Source organism: Bradyrhizobium sp. P3_C3, from assembly GCF_056402655.1.
Window position 1 is genome coordinate 295,207 of sequence record NZ_JBFUGY010000013.1, and the last position, 15,631, is coordinate 310,837.

The following is a 15,631-nucleotide window of genomic DNA, read 5'->3' on the forward strand; positions in this document are numbered from 1 at the left end:
GGGCGACGCATACTCATCGAAGCTTCGGGTTCAACGCGTCGCGCAGCCAGTCGCCGAGCAGGTTGATGGACAAGATCAGCGCGGCCAGCGCGATGCCGGGGAAGGCGACGATCCACCATTCACCCGCGAACAGATAATTGTTGCCGATGCGGATCAGCGTACCGAGCGACGGCATGGTGTCGGGCAGGCCGACACCGAGGAAGGACAGGGTCGCCTCGGTGATAATGGCAAGCGCGAGGTTGATGGTGGCGATGACCAGGATCGGTCCCATCGTGTTGGGCAGTACGTGCCGCAGCATGATCTTTGGCGCGGGCAGGCCGATCAGTTGCGCTGCGGCCACGTAGTCCTTGTTCTTCTCGACCATCACGGAACCGCGCACGGTCCGGGCATATCCGACCCAGAAACTAAGCCCGATCGAGATCACCAGCACCACCAGCATGCTGTTGGCATCCAGCCGGTTGCCGAGGATCGATTTCGCGATGCCGTTGACCAGCAGCGCGATCAGGATGGCGGGGAAGGTCAGCTGCACGTCGGCGATCCGCATGATCACGCCGTCGACCGCGCCCCCAAAATAGCCGGCGGTCAGGCCGAGTGCGATTCCGAGCGCGCCGGCGAAGACCACGCCGGCGACACCGACGGCGAGCGAGATGCGCAAGCCATACAGGATGGCGGAGAACACGTCGCGGCCCTGCTCGTCGGTGCCGAGCAGGAACGGGCTCTGGCCGTCGGCGGTCCAGAGCGGTGAGATCCGCGAGTTCATCAATTGCAGCTGCGCCGGATCGAACGGGTTCTGCACCGCGAGTGCCGATGCAAAGATCGCGAGCAGGAAGAACAGCACGGTAATGGCCGCCGCCACCATGGTCAGCTTGGAGCGGCGGAACGAATAGAAGATGTCGCTGTCGAGCGCGCGGCTGAGCCAGCCGCGKGCGGCATGCGTCGGCAGCGTGCTCGGCTTGTCGGAATTTGAGGCGACTACGTCGGACATGGAGGCTGCCTTATGCCGCGCGGCCGATGGTCGAGCGCAGGCGCGGATCGACCACGGTGTAGAGGATGTCGACCACCAGATTGATGGTGACGAAAATCAGAGAGACCATCAGCAGGTAGGCGGCCATAATCGGGATATCGACGTTTTGCACGGCCTGCACGAACAGAAGTCCCATGCCGGGCCATTGGAATACGGTTTCGGTGATGATCGAAAATGCAATAACCGAGCCAAACTGCAGTCCGGCCACCGTGATGACGGGAATGAGCGTGTTCTTCAGTGCGTGGCCGAAATGGATGGCACGGGTGGTCAGCCCGCGGGCCCGAGCGAAGCGAATATAGTCGGTCCGAAGCACTTCCAGCATTTCCGCGCGCACCAGCCGCATGATCAGGGTCATCTGGAACAGGCCGAGCGTGATCGAGGGCATGATCAGCGCCTTCAGGCCCGACAGCGTGAGCAGCCCCGTCGTCCACCAGCCGAGCTTGACCACCTCGCCGCGACCGAACGAGGGCAACCAGCCCAATGTCACCGCGAACAGATAGATCAGGAGAATGCCGATCAGGAAAGTCGGCAACGAGATGCCGATCAGCGAAATCGCCTGGAATAATTTGGCGAGCACGGTGTCGCGTTTGAGCGCCGAATAGACGCCCATCAGGATGCCGAACACCATTGCGAATACGGTCGCGCAGATCGCCAGTTCCAGCGTCGCGGGCATGCGCTCCATCAACAGCGTAGAGACCGGCTGGCGGAACTGATAGGAGACGCCGAATTTGAACTGCGCGGCGTTGCCGAAATAGCGGACGAACTGCACCGGCACGGGATCATCGAGGCCGAGCGATTTGCGCACGGCTTCGCGTTCGGCCGCCGACGTATCGATCGAGACGATCTGGTTGACCGGGTCGCCGGCGAAGCGGAACATCGAGAACGCGATGATGCCGACGGCGAACATGACGCCGATGGCCTGAAGGGCGCGGCGAAGAGTGAAAGCGAGCATGCCTTCCACTGTCCTTGGGTGTGCGTTTGGCTGACGTCTTTGTCAGCCGGAAAAGGAAAGGTCCCGGAAGCCTGACGCTGCCGGGACCTCGTGTTCAACTGTCGCTATTCCTTCTTGGTCGCCCAGTGGAACATGACCAGATTGTCGGCGCGCTGCGGCAGGTTGACCTTCTTTGATACGCCCCAGGCCAGCGCCTGCTGGTGCAGCGGGATGTAGGACCAGTCCTTGTTGCCGATTTCGTAGGCCTGCTTGATCAGCTGGTTGCGCTTGGCGGTGTCGGTTTCGACCAGCACCTTGTCGGTGATGGCGTCGAACTCCTTGTTGCAGTAACCGCCGAGATTGGCTTCGCCGCGCGAGGATTTGGCATCGTCGCGGCAGCCCATGATGTCAAAGAGCACGTTGTGGGAATCCATCGTGCTCGGCGTCCAGCCCAGCATGTAGAACGAGGTCTGGTAGCCGCCTTGCTTCAACACCTTGGCGAAGTATTGCGCCTTGGGCTGCGCCAGCAGATTGATCTTGACGCCGATGCGGGCGAGCATGCCGACGACGGCCTGGCAGATCGCGGCGTCGTTGACGTAGCGATCGTTCGGGCAATCCATGGTGACCTCGAAGCCGTCGGGGTAGCCGGCCTCGGTCAGGAGCTTCTTGGCGCCTTCAGGGTCGAATTTCGGCCGGGTGAACTCCTTGGACAGCAGGAACAATTCCGGAGCGATCATCAACGCCGACGGCGTCGACAGCCCGCGCATCACGCGCGTCTTGATCAGCTCGATGTCGATCGCCTTGTAGAAGGCCTCGCGGACGCGGATGTCCTTGAATGGGTTCTTGCCCTTGATGCTGGAATAGAGCAACTCGTCGCGGACTTGATCGAAGCCGATGAAGATGGTGCGCAGCTCCGCCCCCTTCAGCACCTGGGCGTTCGGGCTCGAATCGACGCGGGAGATGTCCTGGATCGGCACCGGCTCGATGACGTCGACTTCGCCCGACAGCAGCGCGGCGACGCGGGTGGCGTCGGAGGCGATCGGGGTGAAGATGATCTCCTTCAAATTGCCTTCGACCTTGCCCCAGTAATTGGGATTGGCCTTGAACACCGTCTTCACGCCGGGCTGGTGGCTCTCGATGATGAAGGGACCGGTGCCGTTTTCGTGGAGCGAGGCGTAGCTCGGCGTGGTCGCCGCCACCGGCGTCGGGTCGACGACGTTGTTCTCCTCGGCCCATTTCTTGTCCATGATGTACCAGACATCCCACGCGTTATGCAGGATGGGATTGGGCGACGGCAGGACGAAATCGACGGTGTAGTCGTCGACCTTGATCACCTTGACGTCCGGAGCAAGGCGGGTCTGCATGTTGGACCCCTTCTTGCGGACGCGATCGGCCGAGAACAGCACGTCGTCGGCGGTGAAGGGATCGCCGTTGTGGAATTTCACGCCTTTGCGCAAATGGAAGCGCCAGCGGGTCGGCTCCGGGGTTTCCCAGCTTTCCGCCAGCGCCGGAATGATCTTGAGGTCCTTGTCGCGCGCGGTGAGGCCTTGATAGACGTGACCGAGATGGGCGTGGGTGGTGCTCTCGTTGAGCGTATAGGGATCGAGCGACTTCAGGTCACCCTGGTTGGCATAACGTAGCGTCTGGCTCGACGCCGACGAGACCGTCAACGCAAGCGTACCGGCGAGCGTCGCCGCAAACAGAGTTCGACCGACTGACATTCTTGACCCTCTCCACTCTGCCGCGCCGTGATTTTTGATTGTTCGGCGGGCGTCCCAATCCATGTTGCCCAGAGTTCACGACCCGTGCAAGCGCCATTCCAGCAAGGAACGCGCCAAGTTGCGCCGCTGTGCAGCAATGCTGGCCGACAATCTGGCGGCGAGGGGTTCGCGGGCGATATTCGACTTTCGATCGGTGAAGTCCCCGGCCGCGGGGCCCTCGTGCCCCGCCGGGCGCCGAGGAAGCGGGCTCATGGCGGGCGCGATTTCATTGACCATATCCGCCGATCGCGGAAGCAAGGCCGGCCGCCAGCCTCAGGTCGCTTGCGTTGCACACCATCTCGCGGCGATACTGCGACAGGCCGCTCGAATCTCATCTGGAGGGGACATGAAAGTTAACATCGAAATTGACTGCACCCCCCTTGAAGCCCGCCAGTTCTTCGGGCTACCCGACGTGATGCCGATGCAGACCGCCGTGATGGACAAGTTGCAACAGCAGATGATGTCCAACATCGACAAGGTCTCGCCGGAATCGCTGATCCAGAGCTGGTTCACCTTCGATCCCAAGATCGCCGAGCGGTTTCAGGACATGTTCGTCACCATGGCCGGCCTCGGCAGCCCGCGCAGCGGCGACAAGAAGAAATAAATGCCGCCCGGGCCGGACGAGCCGCAGGTGTCGGGCCGGCTTCGTCCGCCGAGCCTCGGCATGCTGCTGGCCGAAGCGCGTGGACTGTTCGAATTCAACGCCAGCCTGATGCTGTCGCCGCTCCTGATGCGCGCGCCCAGGGGCGACGGCCATCCGGTGCTGGCACTGCCGGGCTTTCTTGCCAGCGATCTCTCGATGGCACCGATGCGGCGCTATCTTAGCGAGCTCGGCTATGAGGCGCATGCCTGGCGGATGGGGCGCAATCTCGGTGGGCTGGGGCGGACGAGGGAAGTCTTGCGCACGCGCCTCGCCGAAATCCACGCCACGAGCGGACGCAAGGTCAGCCTGGTCGGTTGGAGTCTCGGCGGCGTCTATGCACGCGATCTCGCGCTCCAGGCGCCCGAGATGGTCCGTTATGTCGTCACGCTCGGCAGCCCGTTTGCCAACGACGTGCGGGCGACCAACGCCACGCGGCTGTACGAAGCGCTGACCGGCGACCGTGTCGAGGACTTTGCCGAACTGCGCGAGGCGATCGCCGGCGATCTGCCGGTGCCGGCGACGTCGATCTATTCGCGCGCCGACGGTATCGTGAACTGGCGAACCTGCTTGTTGCGTCCCTCCGACCGTGCCGAGAACATCGAGGTGCATCTGGCGAGCCATATCGGGCTCGGTGTGAACCCCGCGGCGCTGTGGGCCGTGGCGGACCGCCTGGCGCAACCGGAGGGGGAATTCTGGCCCTTTGACCGGGCAGGGCCGTTTGCCATTGCATATGCCCCGCCGGAACGGGCAGTATCGGCCTGACGAGAAGCGCCGGCAAAGGCGCCCGTCAAAACGAGCGGAGGGAACTATGGCTGACGGTAAGAAGCTGTCGTCGCTGGACGCATCATTTCTCTATCTGGAAACGCCGGAGATGCCGATGCATGTCGGCAGCATGGCGATCTTTCGCCTGCCTGACGACTACAAGGGCGACTTCTTCGAAGACTTCAAGGCGATGATCGTCTCGCGCCTGCACATCGCGCCGATTCTGAAGGCGCGGCTGGAGAAGGCGCCGCTCGATATCGATCATCCCTCCTGGGTCGAGGACGACCAGTTCGACATCGATCGCCACATCTTCCGCGCCAGCCTGCCGCAGCCGCGCGACCGCGCCACGCTCGAACGCATCGTCGGCTGGATGCACGCCAAGCTCTTGAACCGCGCCCGGCCGCTCTGGGAGTTCTACGTGTTCGAGGGCATGAAGGACAACGAGGTCGGGCTCTATTCCAAGATGCACCATGCCGCCATCGACGGCGGCGCCGGGGCGGCGCTGACCAACATGATCTACGATATCTCGCCCACCCCCCGGAAGGTCGATCCGCCGACGGCGGGCAGCAAGCCCGGACAGGAGCCGCGCGACATCGCCGCCAACCTGCTCGATTCCTATCAGCAGCTCTTCACCCAGCCGCTCGATGCCTCGGCCGCCGCGAAGAACCTGCAATTGCCGCGCACGGGCAAGAGCGACATCGGTTCGATCCTGTTCGACAATGCGATGTACCAGATCGAGAGCGCGGTGCGCTTCGCCGGCAACATCCCGACCATGGTGAAGAGCGTCTCCGACGTGCTCGGCAAAATCTCCGATCCGAAATCCCGGGAAAGCCTCGCCAGCATGGTGTCGCCGCCGACCATGCTGAACAAGACGATTTCCTCGGAACGCAGCTTTGCCGGCGTCTCGATCTCGCTGTCGCGTTCAAAGGCGCTCGCCAAGCAGGCCGGCGGCAAGCTCAACGACGTGGTGCTGGCGCTCGCCTCCGGCGTGGTCCGGCGCTACCTCCAGCAATATGGCACGCTGCCGGCGAAATCGCTGACTGCCGCCGTGCCGATCTCGCTGCGCGAGGAAGGCAACACCGAGGCCAACAACCAGGTGTTCGGCATGATCTGCTCGATCGCGACCAATATCGACGATCCCAAGGCGCGGCTGGAGGCGATCATCGCGCAGTCGACCAAGTCCAAGGAGATGTCGCATCCGTTGCGGGCCCTGATGCCGCAGATTTCCAACATCTCGATGCTGGGTGCGCCGATGATGGTGCAGGTTCTGGCGCTGCTCTACAGCCGCTCGAACCTGTCGGACGTGCTGCCGCCGGCCGCCAACATCACGGTGTCCAACGTGCCGGGCCCGCGGCAGACGCTCTATGCCGCCGGCGCGGAGCTGTTGCACATCTTCCCGGTGTCGATCTCGACGCATGGACAGGCGCTCAACATCACCGTGCAGAGCTATCGCGACCAGCTCGACTTCGGCTTCATCGTCGGCGCCAACATCATTCCGCACGTGCAGGTGATGTGCGACATGCTGCCGGAGGAGTTCGCCGCGCTGGAGGCGGCCTACGCGCCGCCGGCGGCCGATGTCAAGGGCGCCGCAGAGTAGGAATATTGCGATGATTGAGATGCCACCGCTCAAGTTCGTGCAGACGAACGGAATCCGCATGGGCTACTACGAGGCGGGCCCGGTCAGCGACAAGCCCCCGATGGTGCTGTGCCACGGTTGGCCGGAACTCGCCTTCTCCTGGCGTCACCAGATCAAGGCGCTAAGCGAGGCCGGCATCCGGGTGATCGCGCCGGACCAGCGCGGCTATGGCGCGACCGACCGGCCCGAGCCGGTCGAGGCCTACGACATCGAACATCTGATCGGCGACCTCGTTGGGCTCCTCGATCATCTCCAGATCGACCAGGCTATCTTCGTCGGTCACGACTGGGGCGGCTTCATCGTCTGGCAGATGCCGCTGCGGCACATCGACCGGGTTGCGGGGGTGGTCGGCATCAACACGCCTCATACCAACCGTGCCTGGGCCGATCCGATCGAGCTGCTGCGCGCTCGCTTCGGCGACAAGATGTACATCGTGCAGTTCCAGGATCCGGCGCGTGAACCCGACAGGATCTTCGGCAGTCGCGTCGAGCAAACATTCGATGCGTTCATGCGCAAGCCGGCGCCGCGCCCGCCCGATGCGCCGGCTGAGGAAGTGATTGCCGGCGTGGGCGCTTCGCCGCGGGTCAATCTGGCGTTTCCGCAGATGATTGCGGCTTACGACGCGAAGCACGATCCGCGCACGCCGATCCTGTCGCCGGAAGAGAAAAAGGTGTTCGTCGACAATTTCACCAGAACGGGCTTCACCGGCGGCATCAACTGGTACCGCAACATGTCGCGCAACTGGATTCGCGCCGAAGGGCTCGATCACACGGTGCGGGTACCGTCGCTGATGATCATGGCCGAGAACGACGCGGTGTTGCCGCCGTCTTCCGCCGATGGCATGGACAAGCTAATTCCCGATCTCGAAAAATATCTGGTCCGCGATAGCGGCCATTGGACGCAGCAGGAGAAGCCGGAAGAGGTCAGCGCCAAGTTGATCGAATGGCGTAGAAGGCGGTTTGGTTAGCGCTCGTCGTTGCGAACTCGTCATTGCGAGGAGCGAAGCGACGAAGCAATCCAGACTGCCTCCGCGGATATATTCTGGATTGCTTCGCTTCGCTCGCAATGACGAACATTGAGGCAGGGGGACTACATTTCGATGTCATCCAAGAACCGTCTGGACCCGATTCCGCAGCCGCCGACCAAGCCGGTGGTCGGCAACATGCTGTCGCTGGATTCGGCTGCGCCGGTGCAGCACCTGACCCGGCTTGCCAAGGAGCTTGGGCCGATCTTCTGGCTCGACATGATGGGTTCGCCGATCGTCGTCGTCTCCGGCCACGATCTCGTCGACGAGCTGTCCGACGAGAAGCGCTTCGACAAGACGGTGCGTGGTGCGCTGCGCCGCGTGCGAGCGGTCGGCGGTGACGGCCTTTTCACGGCCGACACCCGCGAACCGAACTGGAGCAAGGCGCACAACATCCTGCTGCAGCCGTTCGGCAACCGCGCCATGCAGTCCTATCACCCGAGCATGGTCGATATCGCCGAGCAGCTCGTCAACAAATGGGAACGGCTCAACGCCGACGACGAGATCGACGTCGTCCATGACATGACCGCGCTGACGCTGGACACGATCGGCCTGTGCGGCTTCGAGTACCGCTTCAATTCCTTCTACCGGCGCGACTACCATCCCTTCGTCGAGTCGCTGGTGCGCTCGCTCGAAACCATCATGATGACGCGCGGCCTGCCGTTCGAGCAGCTGTGGATGCAGAAGCGCCGGAAGACGCTCGCCGAAGACGTCGCCTTCATGAACAAGATGGTCGACGAGATCATCGCCGAGCGCCGCAAGAGCGCGGAAGGGATCGACGACAAGAAGGACATGCTCGCCGCGATGATGACCGGCGTCGACCGCTCGACCGGCGAGCAGCTCGACGACATCAACATCCGCTACCAGATCAACACGTTCCTGATCGCGGGGCACGAGACCACCAGCGGCCTGCTGTCCTACACGCTCTATGCTCTGCTCAAGCATCCGGACATTCTCAAGAAGGCCTATGACGAGGTCGACCGCGTCTTCGGCCCCGACGTCAACGCGAAGCCGACCTACCAGCAGGTGACGCAGCTCACCTACATCACGCAGATCCTCAAGGAAGCTCTGCGGCTGTGGCCGCCGGCGCCGGCCTATGGCATCTCGCCGCTGAACGACGAGACCATCGGCGGCGGCAACTACAGGCTCAGGAAGGGCACCTTCATCACCATCCTGGTGACGGCGCTGCATCGCGATCCCTCGGTCTGGGGGCCGAATCCGGATGCGTTCGATCCCGAGAATTTCAGCCGCGAGGCGGAGGCCAAGCGGCCGATCAATGCCTGGAAGCCGTTCGGCAACGGCCAGCGCGCCTGCATCGGACGCGGCTTCGCCATGCACGAGGCCGCGCTCGCGCTCGGCATGGTCCTCCAGCGTTTCAAGCTGATCGACCACCAGCGCTATCAGATGCATCTGAAGGAAACGCTGACGATGAAGCCGGAGGGCTTCAAGATCAAGGTACGTCCGCGCGCCGATCGCGAGCGCGGCGCTTATGGCGGGCCGATCGCAGCTGCAGTTTCAGCGCCGAGAGCACCGCGTCAGCCGACGACGCGGCCCGGCCACAATACGCCGATGCTGGTGCTGTACGGCTCCAACCTCGGCACGGCCGAGGAGCTCGCAACGCGCATGGCCGACCTTGCCGAGATCAACGGCTTTGCCGTGCATCTCGGGCCGCTCGACGATTACGTCGGCAAGCTGCCGCAGGAGGGTGGCGTGCTGATCATCTGCGCCTCCTATAACGGCGCGCCCCCTGACAATGCGACGCAATTCGTCAAATGGCTCGGCGACGATCTGCCGAAGGATGCCTTTGCCAATGTGCGCTACGCTGTGTTCGGCTGCGGCAACAGCGATTGGGCGGCGACCTATCAATCGGTGCCGCGCTTCATCGACGAGCAATTGTCGAAGCATGGTGCGCGCCCGGTCTATCCGCGCGGCGAAGGCGATGCGCGCAGCGATCTCGACGGCCAGTTCCAGAAATGGTTCCCTGCGGCCGCGCAGGTCGCCACCAAGGAATTCGGCATCGACTGGAATTTCACCCGCACCGCGGAGGACGATCCGCTCTATACGATCGAGCCTGTCGCAGTAACCGCCGTCAACACCATCGTCGCGCAGGGCGGTGCTGTCGCGATGAAGGTGCTGGTCAATGACGAGCTTCAGAACAAGTCCGGCGCCAATCCGTCGGAGCGTTCGACGCGCCATATCGAGGTGCAGCTGCCGTCCAACATCATCTATCGCGTCGGCGATCACTTAAGCGTCGTCCCGCGCAATGATCCGACGCTGGTGGATTCGGTTGCCCGTCGCTTCGGCTTCCTGCCGGCGGACCAGATCAGGCTTCAGGTCGCCGAAGGCCGGCGCGCGCAGCTGCCGGTCGGCAATGCCGTCTCGGTCGGACGCCTGCTCAGCGAGTTCGTCGAGCTGCAGCAGGTGGCGACACGGAAGCAGATCCAGATCATGGCCGAGCACACCCGCTGCCCGGTCACCAAGCCGAAGCTGCTGGCCTTCGTTGGCGAGGAGGCCGAGCCGCTCGAGCGTTATCGCACCGAGATTCTGGCCAGGCGCAAATCGGTGTTCGACATGCTGCTCGAATATCCGGCCTGCGAGTTGCCGTTCCACGTTTACCTGGAAATGCTCTCGCTGCTGGCGCCGCGCTACTATTCGATTTCGTCCTCGCCGTCGGTGGACCCGGCGCGATGCAGCGTCACGGTCGGCGTGGTCGAAGGGCCGGCCGCCTCCGGGCGCGGTGTCTACAAAGGCATCTGCTCGAATTATCTCTCCAACCGGCGTGCGGGCGATGCGATCTATGCCACCGTGCGCGAGACCAAGGCCGGCTTCCGGCTCCCGGATGAGTCATCGGTCCCGATCATCATGATCGGCCCGGGCACCGGGCTTGCGCCGTTCCGCGGCTTCCTCCAGGAGCGCGCTGCGCGCAAGGCGAAGGGCGCCGCGCTCGGTCCGGCCATGCTGTTCTTCGGCTGCCGCCATCCCGACCAGGATTTTCTCTACGCGGAGGAGCTGAAGGGGCTGGCGGCAAGCGGCATCACCGAGCTCTTCACGGCATTCTCGCGTGCAGATGGACCGAAGACCTATGTGCAGCACATGCTTGCCGCGCAGAAGGACAGGGTCTGGCCGCTGATCGAGCAGGGCGCGATCATCTATGTCTGCGGCGATGGCGGCAAGATGGAGCCCGATGTGAAGGCCGCGCTCGTCGCGATCCATCGCGAGAAGAGCGGCAGCGATGCCGCCGCGGCTGCGCGCTGGATCGAGGAGATGGGTGCGAAGAACCGGTATGTGCTGGATGTCTGGGCGGGAGGGTGATTGTTCGTCCGATCGTGCTAAAGCTCTCGCATGATTCCCTGGGAAAAGATCGACACCGCAAAAATCCCCGGCTCCGACGAAGAGCTCCGCCTGATGCGGCGCGGCAAGGAGTTCTCCATCAAGCTCGGCACCAACGAGCTGATGAACAACCGCCTGTCGGGCTCTGAGGCCGCGCTCGCGACACTGGCGGCGAAGCAGATCGAGAAGGTCGCAAAGCCCGTTGTCCTCATCGGAGGCCTCGGGATGGGCTTTACGCTGCGCGCAGCGCTGACTGTGCTCGGGAGCAAGGCGAAGATCGTGGTCTCCGAGCTCGTGCCGGCGGTGGTCGCCTGGGCGCGCGGCCCGATGGCCGAGGTCTTTGGCGACAGTCTCGATGATGTCAGGGTGAAGATCCGGGAAACCGATGTCGGCGAGATCATCCGCGCGCAGCGGTCGGCCTTCGACGCCATTCTGCTCGACGTCGACAACGGGCCGGAGGGGCTGACCCGGAAGGGCAATAACGCACTCTACAATGCGAGCGGGTTGAAAGCGGCGAAGGTGGCGCTGCGGCCGGGCGGCGTGCTCGCCGTCTGGTCGTCGGGACCCAACCCGGCCTTCACCAAGCGCCTCGGTAGCGCCGGCTTCGATGTGAACGAAGTCAATGTCCGGGCCACCGGACGAGGCGGCGGCGCGCGCCATGTGATCTGGATTGCGCGGAAGAGCTAGGCGGCGATTTGTAGCCCGGATGGAGCGAAGCGAAATCCGGGGCGGTCGATCCGCAAAGAGTGGTCCCGGATTACGCTGCGCTCCATCCGGGCTACGGCTCTAGAACATCGTATTGTTGTTCGCCGGATTTTCCGGGATGTCCTGAACGACGTCCCAGTGTTCGACGATCTTGCCGTTCTCCAGCTTGAAGATATCCACGATCGCGCGGCCCCTGCTGCCGGGCTCGCGAACGGAGTGAACGTGCAGGATGACAAAGTCGCCATCGGCGAATGAGCGCTTGATCTCGCTGTGCGAGTTCGGAAATTTTTCGCGCAGGAAGCTGATGAACTTGCGAAAACCGTCCGGACCATCGGGTGCATTCGGATTGTGCTGGACATAGCGGTTGCCGACATAGGCGAGGGCCGCATCGGCGTCCTTCTGATTGAGGCCCTTCTCGTAGAAGCCCAGCACGGCGGCGCGGTTGGCTTCTTCCTGCGCGCTGGCGGCCAGCGCAGCGCCGTTGCCGACAGACAGCATGAGAATGGAAGCCGCAATCATTGCGACGGACCGGACGACGAGATGCATGTGAGCTCCGAGAGGCCGCAGCCTCTGTCTTGCGATTGAGGAAGGCCTGTATAGCTTTCGCACCGGCTCGCGTTAAGAGAGTAACCGGCGGCTCACATGGTCACCGCGAGGAGACTGCCCGCGTCGCTCTACGCCGCCTGCGCTGCCGCGCCTCGCGCGTGCTTGTCGATGGCGCCGACGATCTCGGGCCAGAAGCGCATCGGCAGTGCGTGGCCCATCCCGTCGATCATCAGCAACTTTGCACCCGGAATTGACTCCGCTGTGTCCTTGCCGCCCTCCGGACGGACTAGCGGATCGACCGTGCCATGGATCACCAGCGTCGGCGTTTTTACGCCGCGCAGCCGCTCCTTGCGGCTACCGGAGGCGAGCACGGCGCGGAGCTGCCGTCCGACGCCGGCCGGATTGAGCCCGCGCGCGAACACGCGCTCGGCACGGCCGAGGTCGAGGGCTTCCTCTTCCGGAAAAGACCCGACACGCAAGATCTTCCAGGTCTGGCCGAAGCGGACGATGAACTCTTCCTTGCTTTGCGGCGGCGGCGCCATCAGCATCGCGGCGGCCTCGCGCGTCGGCGGCGGCACGCGCGGATTGCCCGTCGTCGACATGATCGAGGTCAGCGAGCGCACGCGCTCGGGAAACGACAGCGTCACCTCCTGCGCGATCATGCCGCCCATGGAGGCGCCGACCAGATGCGCGGACTTGATGCCGAGCGCATCCATCAGGCCGACCGTGTCCTTCGCCATGTCGATCAGCTTGTAGGTTGCGGCCACGGGAATCCTGAGGAAGCGCAGCTTCAGCAGCTCGAGCGGCGTCAGGCGCTTGCCGCCCGTCAGGTGGCTCGACTTGCCGATGTCGCGATTGTCGAAGCGGATCACGCGAAAGCCGTGCACGGCGAGCTGCTCGCAGAACGCATCGTCCCAATGGATCATCTGCGCCCCGAGCCCCATGATCAGCAGCAGCGGCTCGGCATTGTCGTTGCCAAAGATCTCGTAGCAGATGTCGATTCCGTTGGCGCGGATGGTCTGAGGCGGCTGATGGGTGGTCACGGGCGCGTTCCCTCCTGCTGATCGATGCTGTATCGCACGGTTTGCCGCCGCAATGAAGCCGTGTGCGCCGCACCGCGCGACCTGCCGGTTGACCGCTCCCTCGCAACGGTGTGGTATGGCGAAAAAAGAAGGGCATCGCAGCTCTCGATCTCAGGAGGACGCCGATGACCGACAAGACCAATGACCCCGTCGCCATGTGGCAGAAGATGGTTGGTGAGATGGAGAAGGGGTTCAACTCCTTCGCCAACCAGGCCATGTCGTCGCCCGAGTTTTCACAGGCGATGAACCGCGCGGGAGGGGTTGCTGCAAGTGCTCAGAAGCAACTCGGCGAGCTCATGGAAAAATATCTGGTCTCCATGAACCTGCCCAGCCGCGATCAGGTCACTGGCCTTGCCGAAAGGTTGCAAGCCATCGAAGGCCAGATCGGTGAGATCAAGTGGATGCTGAGCGAGATGGCGGCACGTTCCGGCGTATCTCAGGGCTCCGATACGGCATTGCGACCGCCGCGCACCAGGCGCCCGCCGTCCGAGGGCGGAGAGCAGACATGAATGCAGCCACCGGACTAGATCTCGCATCGCTCCCGGATCGCATCCAGTCCGAGGTGCAGCGCGCCATCCAGCGCAGCATCAAGGGCGTCGAATATTTCTCGACTTCGGGCCCTTCGCTCGGCTCGACGCCGAAGGACGTGCTGCATTCGCGCGGCACCATGAGCCTCTATCACTACCGGCCGATGTCCGACGAGATCTACCGCGTGCCGGTCTTGATCGTGATGGCGACCACCAATCGCGGCTACATCCTCGATCTCGTGCCTGGTCAGAGCTTCATCGAGTTCCTGCTCAAGCGCGGCTACGACGTCTACATGCTGGACTGGAGCGCGCCGCGGCCGGAGGAGAAGAGCCTGCGCATGGAGGACTACGTCCTCGACTTCATCCCGGATTGCGTCCGCCGCGTGCAGGCGGATTCCGGCGAGCAGGACGTCTCGGTGATCGGCTATTGCTTCGGCGGCGTGCTGTCGCTGCTCTACGGCTCGATCCACAAGGACGGGCCGATGAAGAATTTGATCTGCTTCACCACGCCGATCGACTTCCGCGAGATGAAGCTGTTCTCCAATTTCTCCGACCGCCGCTATTTCGACGTCGACCGCCTCGTCGACAGCGTCGGCAACGTGCCGCCGGAGATGATCCTGTCCTCGTTCGAGATGCTGCGCCCGGCCTCGCGCACGGTGAGCCAGATCCAGCTTTGGGAAAACATCTGGAACGATGAGTTCGTGAAATCGTACCGCATGTTCGACCRCTGGGCGACCGACACGCTGCCGCTTGCGGGCGAGTATTTCCGCACGATCACCAAGGATCTGATGTGGGACAACAAGCTGTTCAACGACACTATGTCGGTCGGCGGCCGCGCGGCGAAGCTCGAAGACATCAAGGTGCCGTTCCTGCATGCGGTCGCCGAGCACGATCACATCGTGCCGTATGACGCCGCAAAGCACCTGATCGCGAAGATCGGATCCGATGACAAGGAAGAGGTGATGCTGAAGGGCGGTCACGTCTCGCTTGTTGCCGGCGCCAACGCTGTGAAACGGCTGTGGCCGAAACTGGATTCCTGGCTGGGGAAGAGATCGACATGAGTGAGCAGCGTTCCTATCCGCGTCAGGTCAAGACCGACGCTGGCGATATCGAGATCCGCCTGATGTCGCCTGCGGACGAGGCCGCGGTGCTTGCCTTCGGCAAGGGCCTGCCGACCCACGACCTGTTGTTCCTGCCGCGCAATATCAGCGAGCCGAAGGTGCTCTCGGCCTGGGTCAAGGAGATCGAGCGCGGCGCGATTACCAGCCTGCTCGCGGTCAGGGACGGCAAGGTCGTCGGCTGCGGCACGCTGGTGCGCGACCCGCACTCCTGGTCGCCCCATGTCGGCGAGATCCGGATGGTTGTTTCCCTCGACGTGCGCGGGAAGGGGGTGGGGCGGGCGCTGTCGCAGGAGACCTTTGCGCTCGCGCTCGGCGCCGGCCTGGAAAAGCTTTCGGTCCAGATGACGGTCGACCAGCAGGCGGCGATCGCGCTGTTCGAGAGCCTCGGCTTCAAGGCCGAGGCGCTGCTGCGGGACCATGTCCGGGACGTCGACGGCAAGACCCACGACATCGTCGTGCTCGGGCACAATATTGCGCAGGTACAGGCCCAGATGGAGGCCTATGGGCTGCCGGGTGCCGTCCAGTAAGGCGCCTTGCCGT

14 protein-coding genes are annotated in these 15,631 nt (G+C 63.5%); 9 read left to right on the plus strand and 5 right to left on the minus strand.

The window, feature by feature from the left end; all coding sequences use genetic code 11:
- Positions 1-13: 13 nt before the first annotated feature.
- The 3 genes from AC1DW2_RS17605 to AC1DW2_RS17615 form a co-directional block, all read right to left on the minus strand.
- Positions 14-985 (minus strand): ABC transporter permease, encoded by a 972-nt coding sequence (locus tag AC1DW2_RS17605; RefSeq protein ID WP_477006743.1) that lies wholly within the window; start codon positions 983-985, stop codon positions 14-16.
- A 10-nt stretch (positions 986-995) separates the two neighbouring features.
- Positions 996-1,976 carry an ABC transporter permease gene (locus tag AC1DW2_RS17610; protein WP_477006744.1) on the minus strand — a complete coding sequence of 327 codons (981 nt, stop codon included), beginning with the start codon at positions 1,974-1,976 and terminating at the stop codon, positions 996-998.
- Positions 1,977-2,080: 104 nt separating this feature from the next.
- Entirely contained in the window at positions 2,081-3,676 is a 1,596-nt protein-coding gene (locus AC1DW2_RS17615) for an ABC transporter substrate-binding protein (RefSeq protein WP_476076207.1), read from the minus strand.
- Between the two features lie 385 nt (positions 3,677-4,061).
- Between AC1DW2_RS17615 and AC1DW2_RS17620 the strand changes: the two genes are divergently transcribed.
- The 6 genes from AC1DW2_RS17620 (at position 4,062) to AC1DW2_RS17645 (ending at position 11,797) form a co-directional block, all read left to right on the plus strand.
- Complete coding sequence (locus tag AC1DW2_RS17620) at positions 4,062-4,319, plus strand: DUF6489 family protein (RefSeq protein WP_071915885.1); 258 nt, start codon at positions 4,062-4,064, stop codon at positions 4,317-4,319.
- Positions 4,320-5,120 (plus strand): esterase/lipase family protein, encoded by an 801-nt coding sequence (locus tag AC1DW2_RS17625; protein WP_477006745.1) that lies wholly within the window; start codon positions 4,320-4,322, stop codon positions 5,118-5,120.
- A 46-nt stretch (positions 5,121-5,166) separates the two neighbouring features.
- Positions 5,167-6,717: a WS/DGAT/MGAT family O-acyltransferase gene (locus AC1DW2_RS17630; protein ID WP_028157105.1), complete on the plus strand. Its 1,551-nt coding sequence runs from the start codon at positions 5,167-5,169 to the stop codon at positions 6,715-6,717.
- 10 nt (positions 6,718-6,727) lie between these two features.
- Positions 6,728-7,723, plus strand: coding sequence for an alpha/beta fold hydrolase (locus AC1DW2_RS17635; RefSeq protein ID WP_477006746.1), 996 nt, complete (start codon positions 6,728-6,730; stop codon positions 7,721-7,723).
- A gap of 132 nt (positions 7,724-7,855) precedes the next feature.
- Positions 7,856-11,092, plus strand: coding sequence for a bifunctional cytochrome P450/NADPH--P450 reductase (locus AC1DW2_RS17640; RefSeq protein WP_477006747.1), 3,237 nt, complete (start codon positions 7,856-7,858; stop codon positions 11,090-11,092).
- Positions 11,093-11,122: 30 nt separating this feature from the next.
- Positions 11,123-11,797 (plus strand): spermine/spermidine synthase domain-containing protein, encoded by a 675-nt coding sequence (locus AC1DW2_RS17645; protein WP_085404381.1) that lies wholly within the window; start codon positions 11,123-11,125, stop codon positions 11,795-11,797.
- 99 nt (positions 11,798-11,896) lie between these two features.
- Here AC1DW2_RS17645 and AC1DW2_RS17650 read toward each other — a convergent pair whose 3' ends face one another.
- Both AC1DW2_RS17650 and AC1DW2_RS17655 read right to left on the minus strand, forming a co-directional pair.
- Positions 11,897-12,361, minus strand: coding sequence for a nuclear transport factor 2 family protein (locus AC1DW2_RS17650; protein WP_477006748.1), 465 nt, complete (start codon positions 12,359-12,361; stop codon positions 11,897-11,899).
- A gap of 128 nt (positions 12,362-12,489) precedes the next feature.
- A complete protein-coding gene (locus AC1DW2_RS17655; RefSeq protein ID WP_208085629.1) occupies positions 12,490-13,404 on the minus strand; it encodes an alpha/beta fold hydrolase in 915 nt (304 codons plus the stop codon).
- A gap of 164 nt (positions 13,405-13,568) precedes the next feature.
- Here AC1DW2_RS17655 and AC1DW2_RS17660 point away from each other — a divergent pair, with 164 nt between their 5' ends.
- The 3 genes from AC1DW2_RS17660 to AC1DW2_RS17670 are packed head-to-tail and all read left to right on the plus strand — an operon-like array spanning position 13,569 to position 15,618.
- Entirely contained in the window at positions 13,569-13,952 is a 384-nt protein-coding gene (locus AC1DW2_RS17660) for a hypothetical protein (protein ID WP_477006749.1), read from the plus strand.
- Positions 13,949-15,031: an alpha/beta fold hydrolase gene (locus AC1DW2_RS17665; RefSeq protein WP_477006750.1), complete on the plus strand. Its 1,083-nt coding sequence runs from the start codon at positions 13,949-13,951 to the stop codon at positions 15,029-15,031. Before AC1DW2_RS17660 ends, AC1DW2_RS17665 begins: the two co-directional genes overlap by 4 nt.
- Entirely contained in the window at positions 15,028-15,618 is a 591-nt protein-coding gene (locus tag AC1DW2_RS17670; RefSeq protein WP_477006751.1) for an N-acetyltransferase family protein, read from the plus strand. The genes AC1DW2_RS17665 and AC1DW2_RS17670 overlap by 4 nt, the downstream gene beginning before the upstream one ends.
- The last annotated feature ends 13 nt before the right edge of the window (positions 15,619-15,631 follow it).

What these genes read in the sequence shown, in the direction of transcription:
- AC1DW2_RS17645 (WP_085404381.1), top strand. Translation starts at nt 11,123, where the DNA reads ATGATTCCCTGGGAAAAGATCGACACCGCAAAAATCCCCGGCTCCGAC.
- AC1DW2_RS17650 (WP_477006748.1), bottom strand. Translation starts at nt 12,361, where the DNA reads ATGCATCTCGTCGTCCGGTCCGTCGCAATGATTGCGGCTTCCATTCTC.
- AC1DW2_RS17620 (WP_071915885.1), top strand. Translation starts at nt 4,062, where the DNA reads ATGAAAGTTAACATCGAAATTGACTGCACCCCCCTTGAAGCCCGCCAG.
- AC1DW2_RS17610 (WP_477006744.1), bottom strand. Translation starts at nt 1,976, where the DNA reads ATGCTCGCTTTCACTCTTCGCCGCGCCCTTCAGGCCATCGGCGTCATG.
- AC1DW2_RS17640 (WP_477006747.1), top strand. Translation starts at nt 7,856, where the DNA reads ATGTCATCCAAGAACCGTCTGGACCCGATTCCGCAGCCGCCGACCAAG.
- AC1DW2_RS17630 (WP_028157105.1), top strand. Translation starts at nt 5,167, where the DNA reads ATGGCTGACGGTAAGAAGCTGTCGTCGCTGGACGCATCATTTCTCTAT.
- AC1DW2_RS17670 (WP_477006751.1), top strand. Translation starts at nt 15,028, where the DNA reads ATGAGTGAGCAGCGTTCCTATCCGCGTCAGGTCAAGACCGACGCTGGC.
- AC1DW2_RS17635 (WP_477006746.1), top strand. Translation starts at nt 6,728, where the DNA reads ATGATTGAGATGCCACCGCTCAAGTTCGTGCAGACGAACGGAATCCGC.
- AC1DW2_RS17625 (WP_477006745.1), top strand. Translation starts at nt 4,320, where the DNA reads ATGCCGCCCGGGCCGGACGAGCCGCAGGTGTCGGGCCGGCTTCGTCCG.
- AC1DW2_RS17660 (WP_477006749.1), top strand. Translation starts at nt 13,569, where the DNA reads ATGACCGACAAGACCAATGACCCCGTCGCCATGTGGCAGAAGATGGTT.
- AC1DW2_RS17615 (WP_476076207.1), bottom strand. Translation starts at nt 3,676, where the DNA reads ATGTCAGTCGGTCGAACTCTGTTTGCGGCGACGCTCGCCGGTACGCTT.